This is a genomic window from Streptomyces sp. NPDC017520, from assembly GCF_044329855.1.
Lineage (GTDB): Bacteria > Actinomycetota > Actinomycetes > Streptomycetales > Streptomycetaceae > Streptomyces.
Map to the genome: position 1 here is coordinate 1 of NZ_JBIRKB010000002.1, position 16,524 is coordinate 16,524.

The 16,524-nt window shown below is 69.5% G+C and carries 16 protein-coding genes and 1 pseudogene; 6 read left to right on the forward strand and 11 right to left on the reverse strand.

The genetic code is table 11. The features are described from left to right. Positions 1-187 precede the first annotated feature (187 nt). Both ACH4KB_RS04055 and ACH4KB_RS04060 read right to left on the reverse strand, forming a co-directional pair. Positions 188-472, reverse strand: coding sequence for a hypothetical protein (locus ACH4KB_RS04055; RefSeq protein WP_398063363.1), 285 nt, complete (start codon positions 470-472; stop codon positions 188-190). A gap of 198 nt (positions 473-670) precedes the next feature. Beyond that, complete coding sequence (locus ACH4KB_RS04060; RefSeq protein ID WP_398063365.1) at positions 671-1,324, reverse strand: DNA-3-methyladenine glycosylase; 654 nt, start codon at positions 1,322-1,324, stop codon at positions 671-673. 87 nt (positions 1,325-1,411) lie between these two features. Here ACH4KB_RS04060 and ACH4KB_RS04065 point away from each other — a divergent pair, with 87 nt between their 5' ends. The 3 genes from ACH4KB_RS04065 (at position 1,412) to ACH4KB_RS04075 (ending at position 3,444) form a co-directional block, all read left to right on the forward strand. Further along, positions 1,412-2,194: a sporulation protein gene (locus tag ACH4KB_RS04065; RefSeq protein ID WP_398063367.1), complete on the forward strand. Its 783-nt coding sequence runs from the start codon at positions 1,412-1,414 to the stop codon at positions 2,192-2,194. 65 nt (positions 2,195-2,259) lie between these two features. Beyond that, positions 2,260-2,796 carry a YbhB/YbcL family Raf kinase inhibitor-like protein gene (locus tag ACH4KB_RS04070; protein ID WP_398063369.1) on the forward strand — a complete coding sequence of 179 codons (537 nt, stop codon included), beginning with the start codon at positions 2,260-2,262 and terminating at the stop codon, positions 2,794-2,796. 138 nt (positions 2,797-2,934) lie between these two features. Further along, a complete protein-coding gene (locus tag ACH4KB_RS04075) occupies positions 2,935-3,444 on the forward strand; it encodes an HNH endonuclease (RefSeq protein WP_398063370.1) in 510 nt (169 codons plus the stop codon). A gap of 109 nt (positions 3,445-3,553) precedes the next feature. Here ACH4KB_RS04075 and ACH4KB_RS04080 read toward each other — a convergent pair whose 3' ends face one another. The 4 genes from ACH4KB_RS04080 to ACH4KB_RS04095 all read right to left on the reverse strand — a co-directional run bounded on the left by ACH4KB_RS04080 (position 3,554) and on the right by ACH4KB_RS04095 (position 6,938). After that, complete coding sequence (locus tag ACH4KB_RS04080; RefSeq protein WP_398063372.1) at positions 3,554-4,327, reverse strand: sulfite exporter TauE/SafE family protein; 774 nt, start codon at positions 4,325-4,327, stop codon at positions 3,554-3,556. Positions 4,328-4,405: 78 nt separating this feature from the next. Beyond that, the gene (locus ACH4KB_RS04085) at positions 4,406-5,416 is read right to left on the reverse strand and encodes an SPFH domain-containing protein (RefSeq protein ID WP_398063374.1); all 1,011 of its coding nucleotides are present in this window, start codon (positions 5,414-5,416) and stop codon (positions 4,406-4,408) included. A gap of 163 nt (positions 5,417-5,579) precedes the next feature. Then, complete coding sequence (locus ACH4KB_RS04090; RefSeq protein WP_279570894.1) at positions 5,580-6,008, reverse strand: NfeD family protein; 429 nt, start codon at positions 6,006-6,008, stop codon at positions 5,580-5,582. A gap of 132 nt (positions 6,009-6,140) precedes the next feature. Further along, positions 6,141-6,938 carry an ABC transporter ATP-binding protein gene (locus tag ACH4KB_RS04095; protein WP_398063376.1) on the reverse strand — a complete coding sequence of 266 codons (798 nt, stop codon included), beginning with the start codon at positions 6,936-6,938 and terminating at the stop codon, positions 6,141-6,143. A 132-nt stretch (positions 6,939-7,070) separates the two neighbouring features. Here ACH4KB_RS04095 and ACH4KB_RS04100 point away from each other — a divergent pair, with 132 nt between their 5' ends. Continuing rightward, the gene (locus tag ACH4KB_RS04100; protein WP_398063378.1) at positions 7,071-7,856 is read left to right on the forward strand and encodes a hypothetical protein; all 786 of its coding nucleotides are present in this window, start codon (positions 7,071-7,073) and stop codon (positions 7,854-7,856) included. 247 nt (positions 7,857-8,103) lie between these two features. Here the strand turns inward: ACH4KB_RS04100 and ACH4KB_RS04105 are convergent. The 3 genes and pseudogenes from ACH4KB_RS04105 to ACH4KB_RS04115 all read right to left on the reverse strand — a co-directional run. Beyond that, positions 8,104-8,291, reverse strand: a pseudogene (locus tag ACH4KB_RS04105) (chaplin family protein); the annotation flags it as partial. Positions 8,292-8,301: 10 nt separating this feature from the next. Next, positions 8,302-8,946, reverse strand: a complete 645-nt coding sequence (locus tag ACH4KB_RS04110; protein WP_398063380.1) for a response regulator — start codon at positions 8,944-8,946, stop codon at positions 8,302-8,304. Continuing rightward, complete coding sequence (locus tag ACH4KB_RS04115) at positions 8,939-10,084, reverse strand: GAF domain-containing sensor histidine kinase (protein WP_398063382.1); 1,146 nt, start codon at positions 10,082-10,084, stop codon at positions 8,939-8,941. The genes ACH4KB_RS04110 and ACH4KB_RS04115 overlap by 8 nt, the downstream gene beginning before the upstream one ends. 461 nt (positions 10,085-10,545) lie before the next feature. Between ACH4KB_RS04115 and ACH4KB_RS04120 the strand changes: the two genes are divergently transcribed. After that, a complete protein-coding gene (locus ACH4KB_RS04120; RefSeq protein WP_398063384.1) occupies positions 10,546-11,343 on the forward strand; it encodes a transglycosylase SLT domain-containing protein in 798 nt (265 codons plus the stop codon). 76 nt (positions 11,344-11,419) lie between these two features. Here ACH4KB_RS04120 and ACH4KB_RS04125 read toward each other — a convergent pair whose 3' ends face one another. Further along, positions 11,420-14,044, reverse strand: coding sequence for an FHA domain-containing protein (locus tag ACH4KB_RS04125; protein WP_398063386.1), 2,625 nt, complete (start codon positions 14,042-14,044; stop codon positions 11,420-11,422). Positions 14,045-14,453: 409 nt separating this feature from the next. Between ACH4KB_RS04125 and serB the strand changes: the two genes are divergently transcribed. Continuing rightward, complete coding sequence (serB, locus tag ACH4KB_RS04130; protein WP_398063388.1) at positions 14,454-15,740, forward strand: phosphoserine phosphatase SerB; 1,287 nt, start codon at positions 14,454-14,456, stop codon at positions 15,738-15,740. A 174-nt stretch (positions 15,741-15,914) separates the two neighbouring features. Here the strand turns inward: serB and ACH4KB_RS04135 are convergent, their stop codons facing one another. After that, a complete protein-coding gene (locus tag ACH4KB_RS04135) occupies positions 15,915-16,433 on the reverse strand; it encodes a SixA phosphatase family protein (protein ID WP_398063390.1) in 519 nt (172 codons plus the stop codon). Between the last annotated feature and the right edge of the window lie 91 nt (positions 16,434-16,524).

A 16,524-nucleotide genomic window follows, 5' to 3' on the forward strand; every position in this document is an offset into this window, starting at 1 on the left:
GGTGCACACATCACGAGAGCGGAACAACCGGTCGGAATAAGACCCGTTGTTCTCAGCGTCCTCGCTGTGTAATTGCCTGTCGGTCACCGAAGTGAGCCGGCAGGACTTTCAAAGGAACCACCAACCTGCCGAAGCAGGCCGGGGTATCAACATATCTGGCGTTGACTTTTGGCACGCTGTTGAGTTCTCAAGGAACGGACGCTTCCTTCGGTCCCGTTTCACCGGGGCCCTCCGGGCGCTTCCCTTCGTTTTCTTCTTTGTCTTGCTGTCCTGCGTTTCCGACTCTATCAGACTCTTTCGTGTCCGATTCCCGGTCGAAGCGGGTCTCGCATCTCTCACCTTCCAGGTTCTTCGCTTTCGCGTTTTCCCTTTCCGGCGAGTCCGACTTTACCAGACTCTTTTTCGTTCCGTTTCCGGTCCGAATTCGATTTCTGATGGCCTGCGGAGCGGCCTTGCCTTTCGGCGTGTTCACTACGTTAGCCGATTCTCTTGGCAACTCATAATCGAGTCGATAGGGCGAATACGGGCATGCCGAATTCGCACCCGCCAGGGTGAGTCGTAGGTAGTGGTTTGGTCGCTTCGAGTGGCTCGGCCCGGTCCGATGGACTGTGCCGAGAGCTGTACCCGTGTCAAGCGGCTCGGACTACATTAGGCGTCTGCCGAGGGTGCGTCAAGTTGCCTTGGTGCTCGGCCGGCGGCGCGGTGCGTGGGCGCGGTACGGGCTCACCGTGGGGTCTCCCTCGATCCAGAAGCGCCACGGCTGGTGGGCGCCGTCGCCGCCCACCCCTGTGCGGGGGCCGCTGCGTACGAGGGCACGCGGCGGCGGGGTGCCGTGCAGTACGGACAGGACCGGGGCGGGGCCGCCGAAGAGATCGCTGCCGTCCAGGGCGCGGTCGACATCAAGGGCGGTGGCGAGCCGGGCCGGGCCTTTGGCCAGTTCCTTGTCATTACGGGCCGAGGGGCATCGGTCGCGGGCCAGAGCGGCGCCGACGTTGATCTCGCCCGCCCGGAGCAGAACCCCGCTCGCACGGCCTTCCGGGCCGCAGACCAGGTTGAGGCAGTGCCACATCCCGTACGTGAAGTAGACGTATGCGTGACCGGGCAGACCGAACATCACACTGTTGCGCGCGGTGCGGCCCCGGAAGGCGTGCGATCCGGGGTCGACCTCGCCCGCGTACGCCTCCACCTCGGTCAGCCGCAGCTCGATCGTGCCCGCCGGGCTGCGGCGGACGAGCGTGCGGCCCAGGAGGTCGGGGGCCACTTCCAGTACGGAGCGGTCGAAGAACTGTCGTGTCAGTGGGGCTCGGTCCGGGGTCTTGGTCATGGCGACCGAGGGTACTGGGATCGCGCGGAAGGGAACCGGCTACCGTCGTGGCGCGTATGTAGGGGTCAGAACCTAGAAGGAGTGACTATGGGCTTCAAGCGGCTGCTCGCGAGCATGGGTGCCGGCGGTGCCTCGGTGGAGACCGAGCTCACCGAGGCGAACGTCGTCCCCGGTGGGGTCGTCCAGGGCGAGGTGCGTATCCAGGGCGGTTCGGTAGCCCAGCAGATCGAGGGGCTCTCCGTCGGCCTCCAGGCGCGGGTCGAGGTCGAGGGCGGGGATCAGGAGACCAAGCAGGACATCGAGTTCACCAAGCAGAGCCTCGGGGGCGCCTTCGAGGTGCAGGCGGGCGCGGTGCACGTGGTGCCGTTCGGCCTGGAGATCCCGTGGGAGACGCCGATCACCATGTTCGGCGGCCAGCAGCTGCGCGGGATGAACATCGGGGTGACCACCGAGCTGGAGATCGCCCGCGCGCTGGACTCCGGTGACCTGGACCCGATCAACGTTCACCCGCTGCCTGCGCAGGAGGTCATCCTGGACGCCTTCCGGCAGCTGGGCTTCGGCTTCCGCAGCGCGGACATGGAGCGCGGTCACATCCGCGGTACGCGTCAGCGGCTGCCGTTCTACCAGGAGATCGAGTTCGTCCCGCCGACGCAGTACCGCGGCCTGAACCAGGTGGAGCTGACGTTCGTCGCCGACGACCGCGAGATGGACGTCATTCTGGAGATGGACAAGAAGCCGGGGCTGTTCAGCGAGGGCAGCGACTCCTACCGCGCGTTCAAGGTGGGACTGCACGACTACCAGCAGACCGACTGGGCCGCGTACCTCAACCAGTGGCTCGCCCAGGTCGGCGGACAGCGCAACTGGCTCTAGAGCGCGCCACCGCCCCCTAAGGTCGGGTGGGAAGGCAGACGAACCGATCAGGAGAGGTGCGAGACGTGACCGAGCCGAAGAGGGCCCCGCTGCCGCACGACTTCCATCCGGAGGTTCCGGCGTTCACCGTGGTGAGCGACGACCTGGCGCCGGGGGCCGTGCTGGGCGATGCCCAGGTGCTTGCGGGTGGGAACACTTCGCCGCAGCTGCGGTGGGAGGGTTTCCCCGAGGGGACCAGGAGTTTCGCCGTGACGTGCTTCGACCCGGATGCCCCGACGGGCAGCGGTTTCTGGCACTGGGTGCTCTTCGACGTCCCGGCCTCGGTGACGGAGCTTCCGGCCGGTGCGGGCAGCGGAACGTTCGAGGGGCTGCCCGAAGGGGCCGTCCAGGCCCGTAACGACTACGGCTCCAAGGATTTCGGGGGCGCCGCGCCGCCGCCCGGGGAGAACCACCGCTATGTGTTCACCGTGTACGCGGTGGACACCGAGAAGCTCGGCATCGACAGCGACGCGTCTCCCGCGGTGGCCGGATTCAATCTTCGGTTCCACACACTGGGGCGTGCTCAGCTGATCGGTGAGTACGAGGCTCCCACCGGCGATTAGTTCGTCTGCTGTTTGCCCTGCTCTGGTCTTGGAGAGATCAGAGCAGGGCATTTTTTATTGCGTTGTCCATCGCGGCCTGCCCAGCCAGAGTTGATCCGGGCCTGCCAGGGGGCGGGCGGCACACGGGAGGTGGGCAGGATGCGGGACACGCTGGTTCTCAACGCGAGCTTCGAGCCGCTGTCGACAGTGACGCTCAACCGTGCGGTGGTCCTGATCCTGACGGACAAGGCCGTCGTCGAGCAGTCGCATCCCGAGCTCCGTATGCGTGGTGCCGCCGTGGACATTCCGGTGCCCCGGGTGATCCGGCTCTGCCGGTACGTACGGGTGCCGTTCCGAAGACAGGCGCCGTGGTCCAGGAGGGGTGTGCTGATACGGGACCAGCACCGGTGCGCGTACTGCGGGCGGCGGGCGTCCACCGTCGACCATGTGGTGCCGCGTGCCCAGGGCGGGCAGGACACCTGGCTGAACACGGTGGCCTCCTGTGCCGAGGACAACCACCGCAAGGCCGCCCGGACGCCGGACCAGGCGGGGATGCCCCTGCTGAAGCAGCCGTTCGTCCCCTCCCCCGCCGAGGCGATGCTGCTGGCGATGGGGGCCGGCGACCGTTCGGCGCTGCCGGAGTGGCTGGAGCGGGCAGCGGTGGCGTAGGGCGCCGGAGTGATCGTCCGACGCGGCCGCGGGGAGCCGTGACGTAGTCGGCGTACGTCGGGTGGTGTATCCGTGGGCCCGTCCCTGGGAGGGGGCGGGCCCGCGTACGTCAGCGGAGCAGCAGTTGGACGATGGCCATCGTGCCGACGGCGACGATGAGGGCGCGCAGGACGGTGGGGCTCAGGCGGCGGCCGATCTTGGCACCTATCTGGCCGCCGATGGCCGAGCCGACCGCGATGAGGACGACGGCCGTCCAGTCGAAGTGGGCCATGAAGAGGAAGAACAGCGCGGCGATGGTGTTGACCACGGCCGCCAGGACGTTCTTGACGGCGTTGAGGCGCTGCATGGTGTCGTCGAGCAGCATGCCCATCAACGACAGGTAGATGATCCCCTGGGCGGCGGTGAAGTAGCCGCCGTAGACGCTGGCGAGCATCAGGCCGGTGAACAGGAGGGGGCCGCCGTCGGTGCGGGGCGTGGCGCCGGTGTGTTCGCGGCGGCGCTGGACGGCTTTGCTGATGCGTGGTTGCAGGATCACCAGGACGAGGGCCAGGGCGACCAGGACCGGGACGATCGTCTCGAAGGCCGTGGAGGGCAGGGCGAGGAGCAGGGTCGCCCCGCAGAGGCCGCCGATCGCCGCGCCGACGCTCAGCTTGAGGATGCGTCGGCGCTGTCCGGCGAGTTCCTTGCGGTAGCCGATGGCCCCGCTGATGGAGCCGGGGATGAGGCCCAGCGCGTTGGACACGGTCGCGGTGACCGGCGGGAGGCCGGTGGCGAGCAGGACGGGGAAGGTGATCAGCGTGCCCGAGCCGACGATCGTGTTGATCGTGCCCGCTCCGACGCCGGCCGCGAAGACGGCGAGTATTTCCCAGATGGACAAGGCCATCTCCTTCGGTGGTCAGTGACGCCTCCCCGCCATGAAGGTCGAGGGGCCTCACTGATCATGCACGAAGGGGCTTTCGGGTCAGGAGACCGGGGGTTCCTCGCGTCGTTCCACCGCCGGGGCGGGGATGGAGCCGTGGCCGTTGCCGCCGTTGCCGCCGTTCCCGTTACCGCCGTTCCCGTTGCCGCCATTGCCGCCGGTGTTGAAGCCGGGCATGCCGCCGCCGAGGTTCCCGAAGGCTCCGCTGAGTCCCTTGAGGGCGTCGCCGATCTCGCTGGGCACGATCCAGAGCTTGTTGGCGTCGCCCTCGGCGATCTTCGGGAGCATCTGGAGGTACTGGTACGAGAGGAGCTTCTGGTCCGGGTCTCCGGCGTGGATGGCCTCGAAGACCGTGCGGACGGCCTGCGCTTCGCCTTCGGCGCGCAGGGCTGCCGCCTTGGCCTCGCCTTCGGCCCGCAGGATCGCGGACTGCTTCTCGCCCTCGGCGGTGAGGATCTGGGACTGCCTGATGCCCTCGGCGGTGAGGATCGCGGCACGCTTGTCGCGGTCGGCGCGCATCTGCTTCTCCATCGAGTCCTGGATGGAGGTCGGCGGTTCGATGGCCTTGAGCTCGACGCGGTTGACGCGGATGCCCCACTTGCCGGTCGCTTCGTCGAGGACTCCGCGCAGGGCGGCGTTGATCTCCTCACGGGAGGTGAGGGTCCGCTCCAGGTCCATGCCGCCGATGATGTTGCGGAGGGTGGTGACGGTGAGCTGCTCGATCGCCTGGATGTAGCTGGCGACTTCGTAGGTCGCGGCGCGGGCGTCGGTGACCTGGTAGTAGATGACGGTGTCGATGTTGACGACCAGGTTGTCCTGGGTGATCACCGGCTGCGGCGGGAAGGGCACCACCTGTTCACGGAGATCGATCCGGTTGCGGATCGAGTCGATGAACGGGACGACGATGTTCAAGCCCGCGTTCAGGGTGCGGGTGTAGCGGCCGAACCGCTCCACGATGGCGGCGCTGGCCTGTGGGATGACCTGAATCGTCTTGATCAGGGCGATGAAGACGAGCACCACCAGAATGATCAGAACGATGATGATCGAGTTCATGGTGTCTCTCGTGCCCTTCGGTTGGCCGGTGGATCGCGGTGATCGGGGTCGGTGCTCATGGGGGCCCGTGATCCGTGCGTTGCGGGCCGGTCCGGGTCGCATGGTGATCGACATGATCGACTTCGAGTCTGGCAGATCTGGGCCCGCCACGTGCATGGTTCGGTCACATGACGACGGCCGTCGCTCCGTCGATGTCCACGACGTCGACCTGGCTGCCGGGGTCGAAGACCTGGTCGGAGTCGAGCGTGCGGGCCGACCAGACCTCACCGGCGAGCTTGATGCGGCCTCCGGAGGCCGATACCCGCTCCAGCACGACCGCCTGACGTCCCTTCAGCGCGTCGATGCCGCTGGCGTGCCCTGCCTGTCCGGCCCGGTGTCTGGCGGCGATCGGGCGCACGACGGCGATCAGCGCGACCGAGACCAGGACGAAAACCAGAACCTGGGCGACGATCCCGCCGCCGAGGGCGGCGACGGCCGATGCGGCCACCGCCCCGACGGCGAACATTCCGAATTCGGGCATCGCGGTCAGCACGAGGGGGATGCCCAGTCCCACCGCGCCGATCAGCCACCACACCCATGCGTCGATGTCCACATGGTCATCGTAGGACTGTCGGTGCGTCACCGACAGGGCGCACGGGTGGCCAACTGCGGTGCACGGCACGCCGATCGTGGCGCGGGGGCCTGTCGGCACCCGGCGCGAGGGCTGTGCGCGGCGGAGCCGGGGTCAGGAGAGCGGGAGGCCGTGGGCGGTGTAGCGGTCGCCGGTGTGCTCGACGATGAGCGGCAGTCCGAAGCAGAGGGAGAGGTTGCGGGAGCTGAGCTCCGTCTCCATGGGGCCGGCGGCGAGGATCTTGCCCTGGCGGATCATCAGGACGTGGGTGAACCCGGGCGCGATCTCCTCGACATGGTGGGTGACCATGATCATGGAGGGGGCGAGCGGGTCGCGGGCGAGGCGGCCGAGGCGGCGTACGAGGTCCTCGCGCCCGCCGAGGTCGAGCCCGGCGGCGGGCTCGTCCAGGAGCAGCAGTTCGGGGTCGGTCATCATGGCGCGGGCGATCAGGGTGCGCTTGCGCTCTCCTTCGGAGAGCGTGCCGAACCTGCGGTCCAGATACTCGGTCATGCCGAGGCGGTCGAGGAAGGCGCGGGCGCGCTCCTCGTCGACGGCTTCGTAGTTCTCGTGCCAGGTGGCGGTCATGCCGTACGCGGCGGTGAGGACCGTCTGCAGCACCGTCTGGCGCTTGGGCAGCTTGTCGGCCATCGCCACGCCCGCCATGCCGATCCGGGGGCGGAGCTCGAAGACGTCGGTGCCGACGCCGCCGAGCCGCTCGCCGAGGACGGTGGCCGTGCCGGTGCTCGGGAAGAGGTAGCTGGAGGCGAGGTTGAGGAGGGTCGTCTTGCCGGCGCCGTTGGGGCCCAGGATGACCCAGCGCTCCCCCTCCTTGACCGACCAGGAGACGTCGTCCACCAGAGCGCGTCCGTCGCGGACCACGGATACGTCCACCAGCTCCAGTACATCGCTCATGGCGCGTTGTCTCCCCATGCAGTCTCGTCGATCGTCGCGTGCCGGTGGGCACGGCTCCCAGGGAAAACCTACGCCACCGCGCGAGTGCTCCAGGCGTGAGGGCCGTTTCCAGGCGTTGCCTAGGCTGTCCGCATGCTTGTCGAACCACGTTCAGGGTTGTTGGCCGCTTGGGGAAACGCGCTTCTGGCGGGACTCGTCTCGCCGGACGAGGCGGCCCTCGCGATTGTCGGGGAGGACGCGGTGCACCGCGTCGATGGACTGCCGGGTGAGGCGGGGCCGGTCGGGCTCACGCTGGCGCTCGGCCGGCTGAGGGGGTTGGGGGCGACCGGGTTCCGGGTGGCGCTGCCGGTGCCGGGGCATCCGCTGGGGCTGAGCGGTCCGCCCGATTTCAACGCGCGGGCGCTGGAGGCGGAGGAGGCGGTGGTCGCGTACGGGGTGGCGTACGGGCTGGTGCCGGAGGTCACCGAGGCGGGGCCGGCCGGGGATCTGCACGTCGAGGTGGTGTGGCGGGTGCTGCCGGTACGGGAGGCGCCGCCCGCGGACGTGCCGTCGCTGGGCGAGGCGGAGCGGGAGCTGGCGGAGGCCTTGCGGGATGCGACGGCGGTGCTGTCGCGGCTGGACGTGGCCGGTTCGGGGCCGGTGGCGGAGGCCGCGGTGGACGCGTACCGGGCTCGGGCGGAGCGGGGGCGCGTTGTGCTGGCGCCCGGGTATCCGCCGCGGGCGGTGCGGGTGCTGGAGATGGCGCAGCGGGTGGGGCTGCTGGTCTCGGTGGCGTACGAGAACGGGCACGGCGGTGCGGTGAGCGCGTCGGAGATCGCGGCGCGGGGGGAGGCGTTGCGGCCGGTGGAGCGGGTGGCTCGGCGGGCTCAGGTGGCGGCGTACAACGCGTATGTGGAGGACGGGGAGGTTCGGCGGTAGGCCCGCGGGCCTTCTGTCCTCAAGCGCCGGACGGGCTGGGGTGCGTATGGGTGCGGCCGGCCCGGCGGCCACGGCCCCGGGGTAGGGCTCGGGCCCCCCGGGGCGAGGGTTCCGTCCTCAAGCGCCGGACGGGCTGGGTGCGTGCCGGACGGGCTGGGTGCGTACCGGACGGGCTGGGTGCGTACCGGACCGGCTGGGTGCGTGCCGGACGGGCTTGGTGCGGGCCGGACGGGCCCTTGGGGGTGGGTCAGTGGTTGAGGCCGAAGTTGCGACGGCCGGGTTGAGCAGGCCCACCGCGTTGACCGTGTTGCCGACCACGTTCACCGGGACGGCGACGGGAACCTGTGCGAGGTTGCCGCCGGCGACGCCCGGGGAGTGGGTGGCCACGCCGTGGGCGTCGGCGCCGCTGTGGCCGGTGGCGGAGGCGGCGCCGGCGGCGACGACGTCAGCCCGCCGCTCCGTTGCGTACCGCCCACAGCGCCGCCTGGGTCCGGTCGGCCACGTCGAGCTTCATCAAAATGTTCGACACATGCGTCTTGACCGTCTTCTCCGAGAGGACGAACGCACGGGCGATCTCGCGGTTCGAACGCCCGTCAGCGATGAGGCCGAGGACTTCGCGTTCCCGGTCCGTGAGCGTGCTCCCCCGGCCCGTGCCGGTGCCCGCGTCGTCCTGGGCGAGCAGCGCTCCCGCGACCTCCGGCTGGAGCAGGACGTGACCGGCGTGGACCGAGCGGATCGCCCCGGCCAGGGCGTCCGGGTCGACGTCCTTGTAGACGTAACCGGAGGCTCCGGCGCGCAGGGCGGGGACCACCGTGCGCTGCTCGGTGAAGCTGGTGACGATGAGCACCTTCGCGGGGTTGTCGAGCTCCCGGAGGCGGCGCAGGGCCTCGATGCCGTCCGTGCCGGGCATCTTGATGTCCATCAGCACGATGTCGGGGCGGAGCTCCTCGGTCCGGGCCACGCCCTCCGCACCGTCGGACGCCTCGCCGACGACCTCTATGTCCTCCTGGATCTCCAGGAACGTACGCAGTCCGCGGCGGACCACCTGATGGTCGTCGACCAGCAGCACCCTGATGATCTTGTCAGCCACCGGGGACCTCCATCTCGATCGTGGCGCCCTTGCCGGGCTCCGAGGCAACGGTGAGTCGGCCGCCGACGCTGTTCGCCCGGTGGCGCATGGAGACGAGGCCCAGGTGGCGGCCCGCCCGCCGCACTGCGGTGGGGTCAAAGCCCGCCCCGTCGTCGGTGACACGGAGGACGGTGTCGGTGCCGCGCCGGACCAGGGTGACGCTCACGCGCTCCGCACCGGAGTGGCGCAGGGCGTTGTGGAGGGCCTCCTGCGCGACTCGGAGCAGCGCTTCCTCCTGGGCGGCGGGCAGCGCGCGCACTCCGCGGCTCTCGAAGGCGACCGCGGCGGCGTGCGCCCGGTCCAGGACCTGGATCTGGGTGCGGAGGGTGGCGATGAGCCCGTCCTCGTCGAGGGCGGCGGGCCGCAGTTCCACGACGGCGGCCCGCAGCTCGTCGACCGCCTCGGCGGCGAGGGCGGCGACCTGCTGGAGCTCGCCCTTGGCACGGACCGGGTCGCGGTCGACGAGGGCGGTGGCGGCCTGGGCGGTGAGGCGGAGCGAGAACAGCTTCTGGCTGACCGCGTCGTGCAGTTCGTGGGCCAGCCGGGAGCGTTCCTCGGCGATGGTCAGTTCACGGCTGCGCTCGTAGAGGCGGGCGTTGGTGAGCGCGATGGCCGCGTGCTGGGCGAACATCTGGAGCAGTTCCTCGTCCTCGGCGGTGAAGCCGCAGCCGCCCGCGGGCTTGGGGCACAGCTTGTTGGCGAGGAACAGCGCTCCGATGATCTCGTCGCCGTCCGTGATGGGCAGGCCGAGGAAGTCGGACATGTCGGGGTGGGCGTCGGGCCAACCCTCGAAGCGGGGGTCCTTGCGGACGTCGGCGAGGCGCTCGGGCTTCGCCTGGTGGAGCATCGCGGCGAGGATTCCGTGCTGGCGGGGCAGCGGACCGATGGCCTTCCACTGTTCGTCGCTGACGCCGTCGACGACGAACTGGGCGAAGCCGCCGTGGTCGTCCGGGACGCCGAGGGCGGCGTACTGGGCGTCGAGCAGTTCACGGGCGGAGGCGACGATCGTCTTGAGGACGTCGCCCACTTCGAGGTGCCGGCTCATGGCGAGGAGCGCGGCACTCACCGCGGCGAGGCCCGACGGTGGGCGATGACTCATGGGATCACCGTACCGGCGGGGGCCGCGCGGTCGTATCGGGCCGGGGTCGGTGGTGGAGGTGCGATGCGCCTAGGTCCGGGCCGCGGGCCCCTCCGCCGAAGGTCGTAGGACTGCCCGGGGCCTGCGTCCGCCTCATCCTGCCGGACGAGGAACGTGACGCTCCGAATTGCTCCAGCAACGAGTGGTGAGACCGTTACGTCGCCGATGTGAGCCCAGGCATAGGGCCTACGTCACTTACGAACGTACCTAGTGGGCACATAAGGGCGATTTGGGCGGGCACACAGGGGGGTCAATTCGGACGAACGGGGTCCTCTTCCACTACTCACCTTCGTACGTCACACCTTTGCCACGCGATTTTGCTGCCGCTAAGAATTGCTCTCGTCCCCGACGGAGGTACGCATCACCACCTCCGGTCTCGTCCTCCGTGAGGACACCCTGCGCATTCGAAGAGGTAGCCCTACATGTCTGCGACTCGCATACCCAGCCGTGTCCGTCGTCTGAACAAGGTCCAGAAGATCTCCGTGGCCGGTGTGTCGGCCCTTGGCGTCGCCGCCCTGACCTTCTCGCTCGTCCCGTCGAACGCCGAGGCCGAGATCGCCCCGCAGGCAGCGGCCGCCGCCGCGCCCGTGGCCTTCACCAACGCCGCGGGCTCCGCCCAGGCCAGGACCGTGCAGAACAGCATGCTCGAGCAGCACTCCACCGCCGAGCAGCTGGTGAAGGCCGCCGACGCCGCCAAGGCGAAGGCCGCCGCCGAGACCAAGGCCGCCGCCGCGAAGGCGAAGGCCGCGTCCGAGGCGAAGGCCAAGGCCGCCGCGGACGCCAAGGCGAAGGCGAAGGCCGCCGCCGAAGCGAAGGACAAGGCCGCCAAGGCCAAGGCGGACGCGAAGAAGCGCGGCACCGAGGCCGCGAACCGCTCCACCCCGCGCAAGCCCGTCTACGCGAACAACCTGGACGGCTGGATCCGCGAGGCCATGTCGATCATGAAGAAGGAAGGCATCCCCGGCTCCTACGAGGGGATCCACCGCAACATCATCCGGGAGTCCAGCGGTAACCGCTGGGCCATCAACAACTGGGACATCAACGCCCGGAACGGCATCCCGTCCAAGGGCCTGCTCCAGGTGATCCAGCCGACCTTCGACCGCTACCACGTGGCGGGCACCAAGAAGGACCTGTACGACCCGGTCGCCAACATCGTCGCCGCCTGCAACTACGCGGCCGACCGCTACGGCTCCATGGACAACGTCGACAGCGCGTACTGAGTCCGGCCGTACACACGCCGGAGGCCGGCACCCCTCGGGGTGCCGGCCTCCGGCGTCGTTCCGTCCCGGCGGGACTCTACTTGCGCATGACCTCGGGCTCGTGGCGCCGCAGCAGGCGCGCGACCGCGATGCCGCAGATCACGCCGAGCGCGAGCAGCACGGCGATGTTGATGCCCCACTGGCCCGCGGTGTGCTCCCACAGCGGGTCGAGGTCGGTGGGGTTCTTCGGGTCCCACGGCGGCATCAGGTGCGCCAGGTCCAGCGTGGTGCCGGCCGCGGCCATCGCCCAGCGGGACGGCATCAGCCAGGCGAACTGTTCCAGACCCGGCGACCCGTACACCTGGAAGAGCACGCCGGTGAAGACGACCTGGATGATCGCGAACATGACCAGCAGCGGCATCGTCTTCTCGGCGGTCTTCACCAGCGAGGAGATGACCAGGCCGAACATCATCGAGGTGAAGCCCAGCGCGATGATCGAGAGGCAGATCTCGACGGCCGGCGGCATGATCAGGCCCTCCGCGGGCAGATCGCGGGTGGCGAAGCCGATGCCGCAGATGATCACGCCCTGGAACGCGGTGATCACGCCGAGGACGATCACCTTGGACATCAGGTACGCGGAGCGGGACAGGCCCGTGGCCCGCTCCCGTTCGTAGATGACCCGTTCCTTGATCAGCTCTCGTACGGAGTTGGCGGCGCCGGAGAAGCACATGCCGACCGCGAGGATCAGCATGATCGTTCCGGCCTTGCCGTTGAACCGGGACGGCGGGTCGGGCTCGGCGAGACCGAACTCCGCCGGGATGACCACGCTGACCACGCCCAGCACGGCGGGCAGGATCAGCATCAGGCCCATGAAGCCCTTGTCGGACGCGATGACGGAGGAGTATCTCCGGATCAGCGTCCACAGCTGCGCCATCCAGCCCTGCGGCTTCGGCGGGCGCATCTGCTGCGGCGGCGGCATGTTGACCGGCTGGGCCGCGACCGCGTCGATGTCGGCGGCGTACATCTGGTAGTGCTGCGACCCGCGCCAGCGGCCCGCCCAGTCGTAGTCGCGGTAGTTCTCGAAGGCGGAGAAGACGTCGGCCCAGCTGGTGTAGCCGAAGAAGTTCAGCGCTTCCTCCGGCGGACCGAAGTAGGCGACGGAACCGCCGGGGGCCATGACGAGGAGCTTGTCGCAGATCGCCAGCTCGGCGACCGAGTGCGTGACCACGAGTACCGTGCGACCGTCGTCGGCGAGGCCGCGCAGCAGCTGCATGACATCGCGGTCCATGCCCGGGTCGAGGCCGGAGGTCGGCTCGTCCAGGAAGATCAGCGAGGGCTTGGTGAGCAGCTCCAGGGCGACCGAGACGCGCTTGCGCTGGCCGCCGGAGAGCGACGTGATCTTCTTGTCCTTGTGGATGTCGAGCTTGAGCTCGGCGAGGACCTCGGTGATCCGGGACTGGCGCTCGGCCTCGGTGGTGTCCGCGGGGAAGCGGAGCTTGGCCGCGTACTTGAGGGCCTTGGTGACGGTCAGTTCCTTGTGCAGGATGTCGTCCTGCGGGACCAGACCGATGCGCTGGCGCAGCTCGGCGAACTGCTTGTAGAGGTTTCGGTTGTCGTAGAGGACGTCACCCTGGTTGGCGGGCCGGTAGCCGGTGAGCGCCTTGAGCAGGGTGGACTTTCCGGAACCGGACGGACCGATGACCGCGATCAGCGACTTCTCGGGGACGCCGAAGGAGACGTCCTTGAGGATCTGCTTCCCGCCGTCGACCGTCACCGTCAGGTGGCGGGCGGAGAAGGAGACCTCACCGGTGTCGACGAACTCTTCCAGCCGGTCCCCGACCAGCCGGAACGTCGAGTGGCCGACGCCGACGATGTCGTTCGCGCCGATGAGCGCGGAGCCGGACTTGTGGAGCGGCAGACCGTTGACGTACGTGCCGTTGTGCGAACCGAGGTCGCGGATCTCGAAGCGGCCGTCGGGCGTCGCGTGGAACTCGGCGTGGTGGCGGGAGACCTGGAGGTCGGAGACGACCAGGTCGTTCTCCAGCGCACGACCGATGCGCATGACCCGGCCGAGGGCCAGCTGGTGGAACGTGGTCGGGCTGCGGTCACCGTAGACCGGCGGCGCCCCCGCGGCGCCGCCCTGTCCCGGTCCGGCCGGATGCCCGGGGCTCTGCTGGTGCGGCACCTTCTGGTGCGAGGGGTGCGAGGGCTGCTGCGGCGGGACCTGCTGCTGCGGCGCCTGCGGCTGCTGCTGCCAGGCCTGGTGCGGGGCAGGGGCCTGATGCTGGGCAGGAGCCTGATGCGCCGGCGGCTGCTGTCCTTGCCAGCCCGCGCCGCCCCCCTGGGGCTGGTGGTGGGGCTGAGGCACGGGTGCCTGCTGAGCACCGGCCGCGTGCCCGCCGGCGACACCGGCGCCCGCGGCGGGGCTGAGGCTCACCCGGGGCCCGTCGGTGGCGTTGCCCAGATGCAGCACCGAGCCGGGGCCGATCTCCACCTGCTGGATCCGCTGACCCTGCACATAGGTGCCGTTGGTGCTGCCGTGGTCCTCGATGAACCAACTACGGCCGTTCCAGCTGATCGTGGCATGCCGCCACGACACCCTGGCATCGTCGATCGCCAGGTCGCCCTGAGGATCACGTCCAAGGGTGTACGACCTGGACGGATCGAGCGTCCAGGTGTTGCCATTCAATTCCAGTACGAGTTCCGGCACTCCGCGCCCCACTAGTTGTCCCCCGTGATACCCCCGTCGCAGGGAGTCTAGGGATGCTGAACATCGTGGGGAACTATTCCAGGACCAGTCCCCCATCCGAAAGTCGGGCGGGTGAAGAGCGCGCGGAGACCTGTGCGAACACCCGGGTACCGGGGAGCGAAACAGCTATGGAACGGATGAAGTACGGATGAAGGTCCAGTTACCTCCCAGAGAAGGTTCATCGACCGTATAACGGCGAAAACAAGACAGGTGGCCTGTCCGAGCGCAAGACCCGTACCGGCCAGATCCGCAACGTCCCACGTCCCCGGGCCGAGGCCGCGGGACCGTCGCTCGGCGCAGCGGACAACGCCGGGGCGAATTCCGTCCGGCACTCGGGACGGGCGGCCGGAGGAGCCGGTGGGACCGATACGGTGGGAGCACCATGAGCGCATCTCAGCCACCTCAGCCCCTCTCGTCCTCTGAGCCCCCTGGGCCCCGCCGGGTCGACGGCCCCGGAGGCGGGATCCCTCCGGGCGGCGACGCACCCACGCTTCTCGTCAAGATCTTCGGCAAGGACCGCCCCGGCATCACCGCCGGGCTCTTCGACACCCTCGCCGCGTACGCCGTCGACGTCGTGGACATCGAACAGGTCGTGACCCGGGGCCGCATCGTGCTGTGCGCTCTGGTCACCTCGCCCACCGCGGGCGGGACCACCGAGGGCGATCTACGGGCGACCGTGCACAGCTGGGCCGACTCCCTGACGCTGCAGGCCGAGATCATCTCCGGTATCGGCGACAACCGCCCCCGCGGTGACGGCCGTTCCCATGTGACGGTGCTGGGACACCCCCTGACCGCGGAGTCGACCGCCGCCATAGCGGCCACCATCACCTCGACCGGCGGGAACATCGACCGTATCTTCCGGCTGGCGAAGTATCCGGTCACCGCCGTCGAGTTCGCGGTGTCGGGGACCGGGACCGCGAAGCTGCGGACCGCGCTGGCGACCGAGGCCGCGGAGATCGGTGTGGACGTCGCGGTGGTCTCGGCCGGGCTGAGCCGCCGGGCTCAGCGGCTGGTGGTCATGGACGTCGACTCCACGCTGATCCAGGACGAGGTGATCGAGCTCTTCGCGGCGCACGCGGGCTGCGAGGAGCAGGTCGCCCGGGTGACCGAGCAGGCGATGCGCGGCGAGCTGGACTTCGAGCAGTCCCTGCACGCCCGGGTCGCGCTGCTGGCCGGTCTGGACGCGTCGGTGGTGGACAAGGTCCGCGCCGAGGTGCGTCTCACCCCCGGCGCCCGCACCCTGATCCGTACGCTGAAGCGGCTCGGCTACCAGGTCGGCGTCGTCTCCGGCGGCTTCACCCAGGTCACGGACGACCTGAAGGAACGGCTCGGCCTCGACTTCGCCTCGGCCAACACCCTGGAGGTGGTGGACGGCAAGTTCACCGGACGGGTCGTCGGCGAGGTGGTGGACCGGGCGGGCAAGGCCCGGCTGCTGCGGAGCTTCGCCGAGCAGGCGGGGGTGCCGCTGGCCCAGACGGTGGCGATCGGGGACGGGGCGAACGATCTCGACATGCTGAACACCGCCGGGCTCGGCGTCGCCTTCAACGCCAAGCCGATGGTCCGCGAGGCGGCGCACACCGCGGTGAACGTGCCGTTCCTGGACACCGTGCTCTACCTGCTCGGCATCACCCGTGAAGAGGTCGAGGCGGCGGACGGTCTCGTCGACTGACGGCCCCGGCCCGCCGCCCCGGCCGCCGGTTTCGGAGTCGTACGCGGTCGCCTCGGTCGTACGCGGTCGCCTCGGTCGTACGCGGCAGGGCCCCGACGGATAGGCGCCTGGGCCCTGCGCGTTCCTGGGGCGAGCGGTACCGGGCGGCCGGTCGTCCGGCGGCCGGTAGGGCGCTCAGTCGTTCGGCGTCCAGTACTCGGTGAGCTTGCCGGCCCCGTGCTCCACGCTCTTCCAGGAGCCGGGGAACTCGACCACGGCATAGGCGGCGGTGGGGAAGCCGTCCCGGGTCATCCGGGCCAGGGTGTCGCCCTCGGCCGAGCCCGAGAGGGCGTCGGCTGCCCCGTGCATCCCGGGGTTGTGGCCGATGACCAGGAGGCTGCGCACCTCGTCCGGGGTCTCGTTGAAGAGGGCGATCAGTTCGCCGAGGGAGGCCTCGTACAGCCTCTCCTCGTAGACGGTCCGGGGTCGCTGGGAGAATTCATGGACCGCCAGCTTCCAGGTCTCCCGCGTCCTGGCGGCAGTGGAGCAGAGGGCCAGATCGAAATCGATGCCGGAATCGGCGAGCTTGCGGCCGGCCACGGGTGCGTCTTTGCGGCCGCGCTCGGCCAGCGGACGCTCATGATCGGAAGCCTGTGACCATTCCGCCTTGGCATGCCGGAGAAGGACGATCCTGCGAGGTGTCTCGACGCTCATACACCTCAGCTTCGCATGAAACGCGGCCTCCGGCGCAGGGTGTTGACGTGCTCGTCCGGGGAGTTGGCGCGCTGGTCCGGGGCTGATTCGC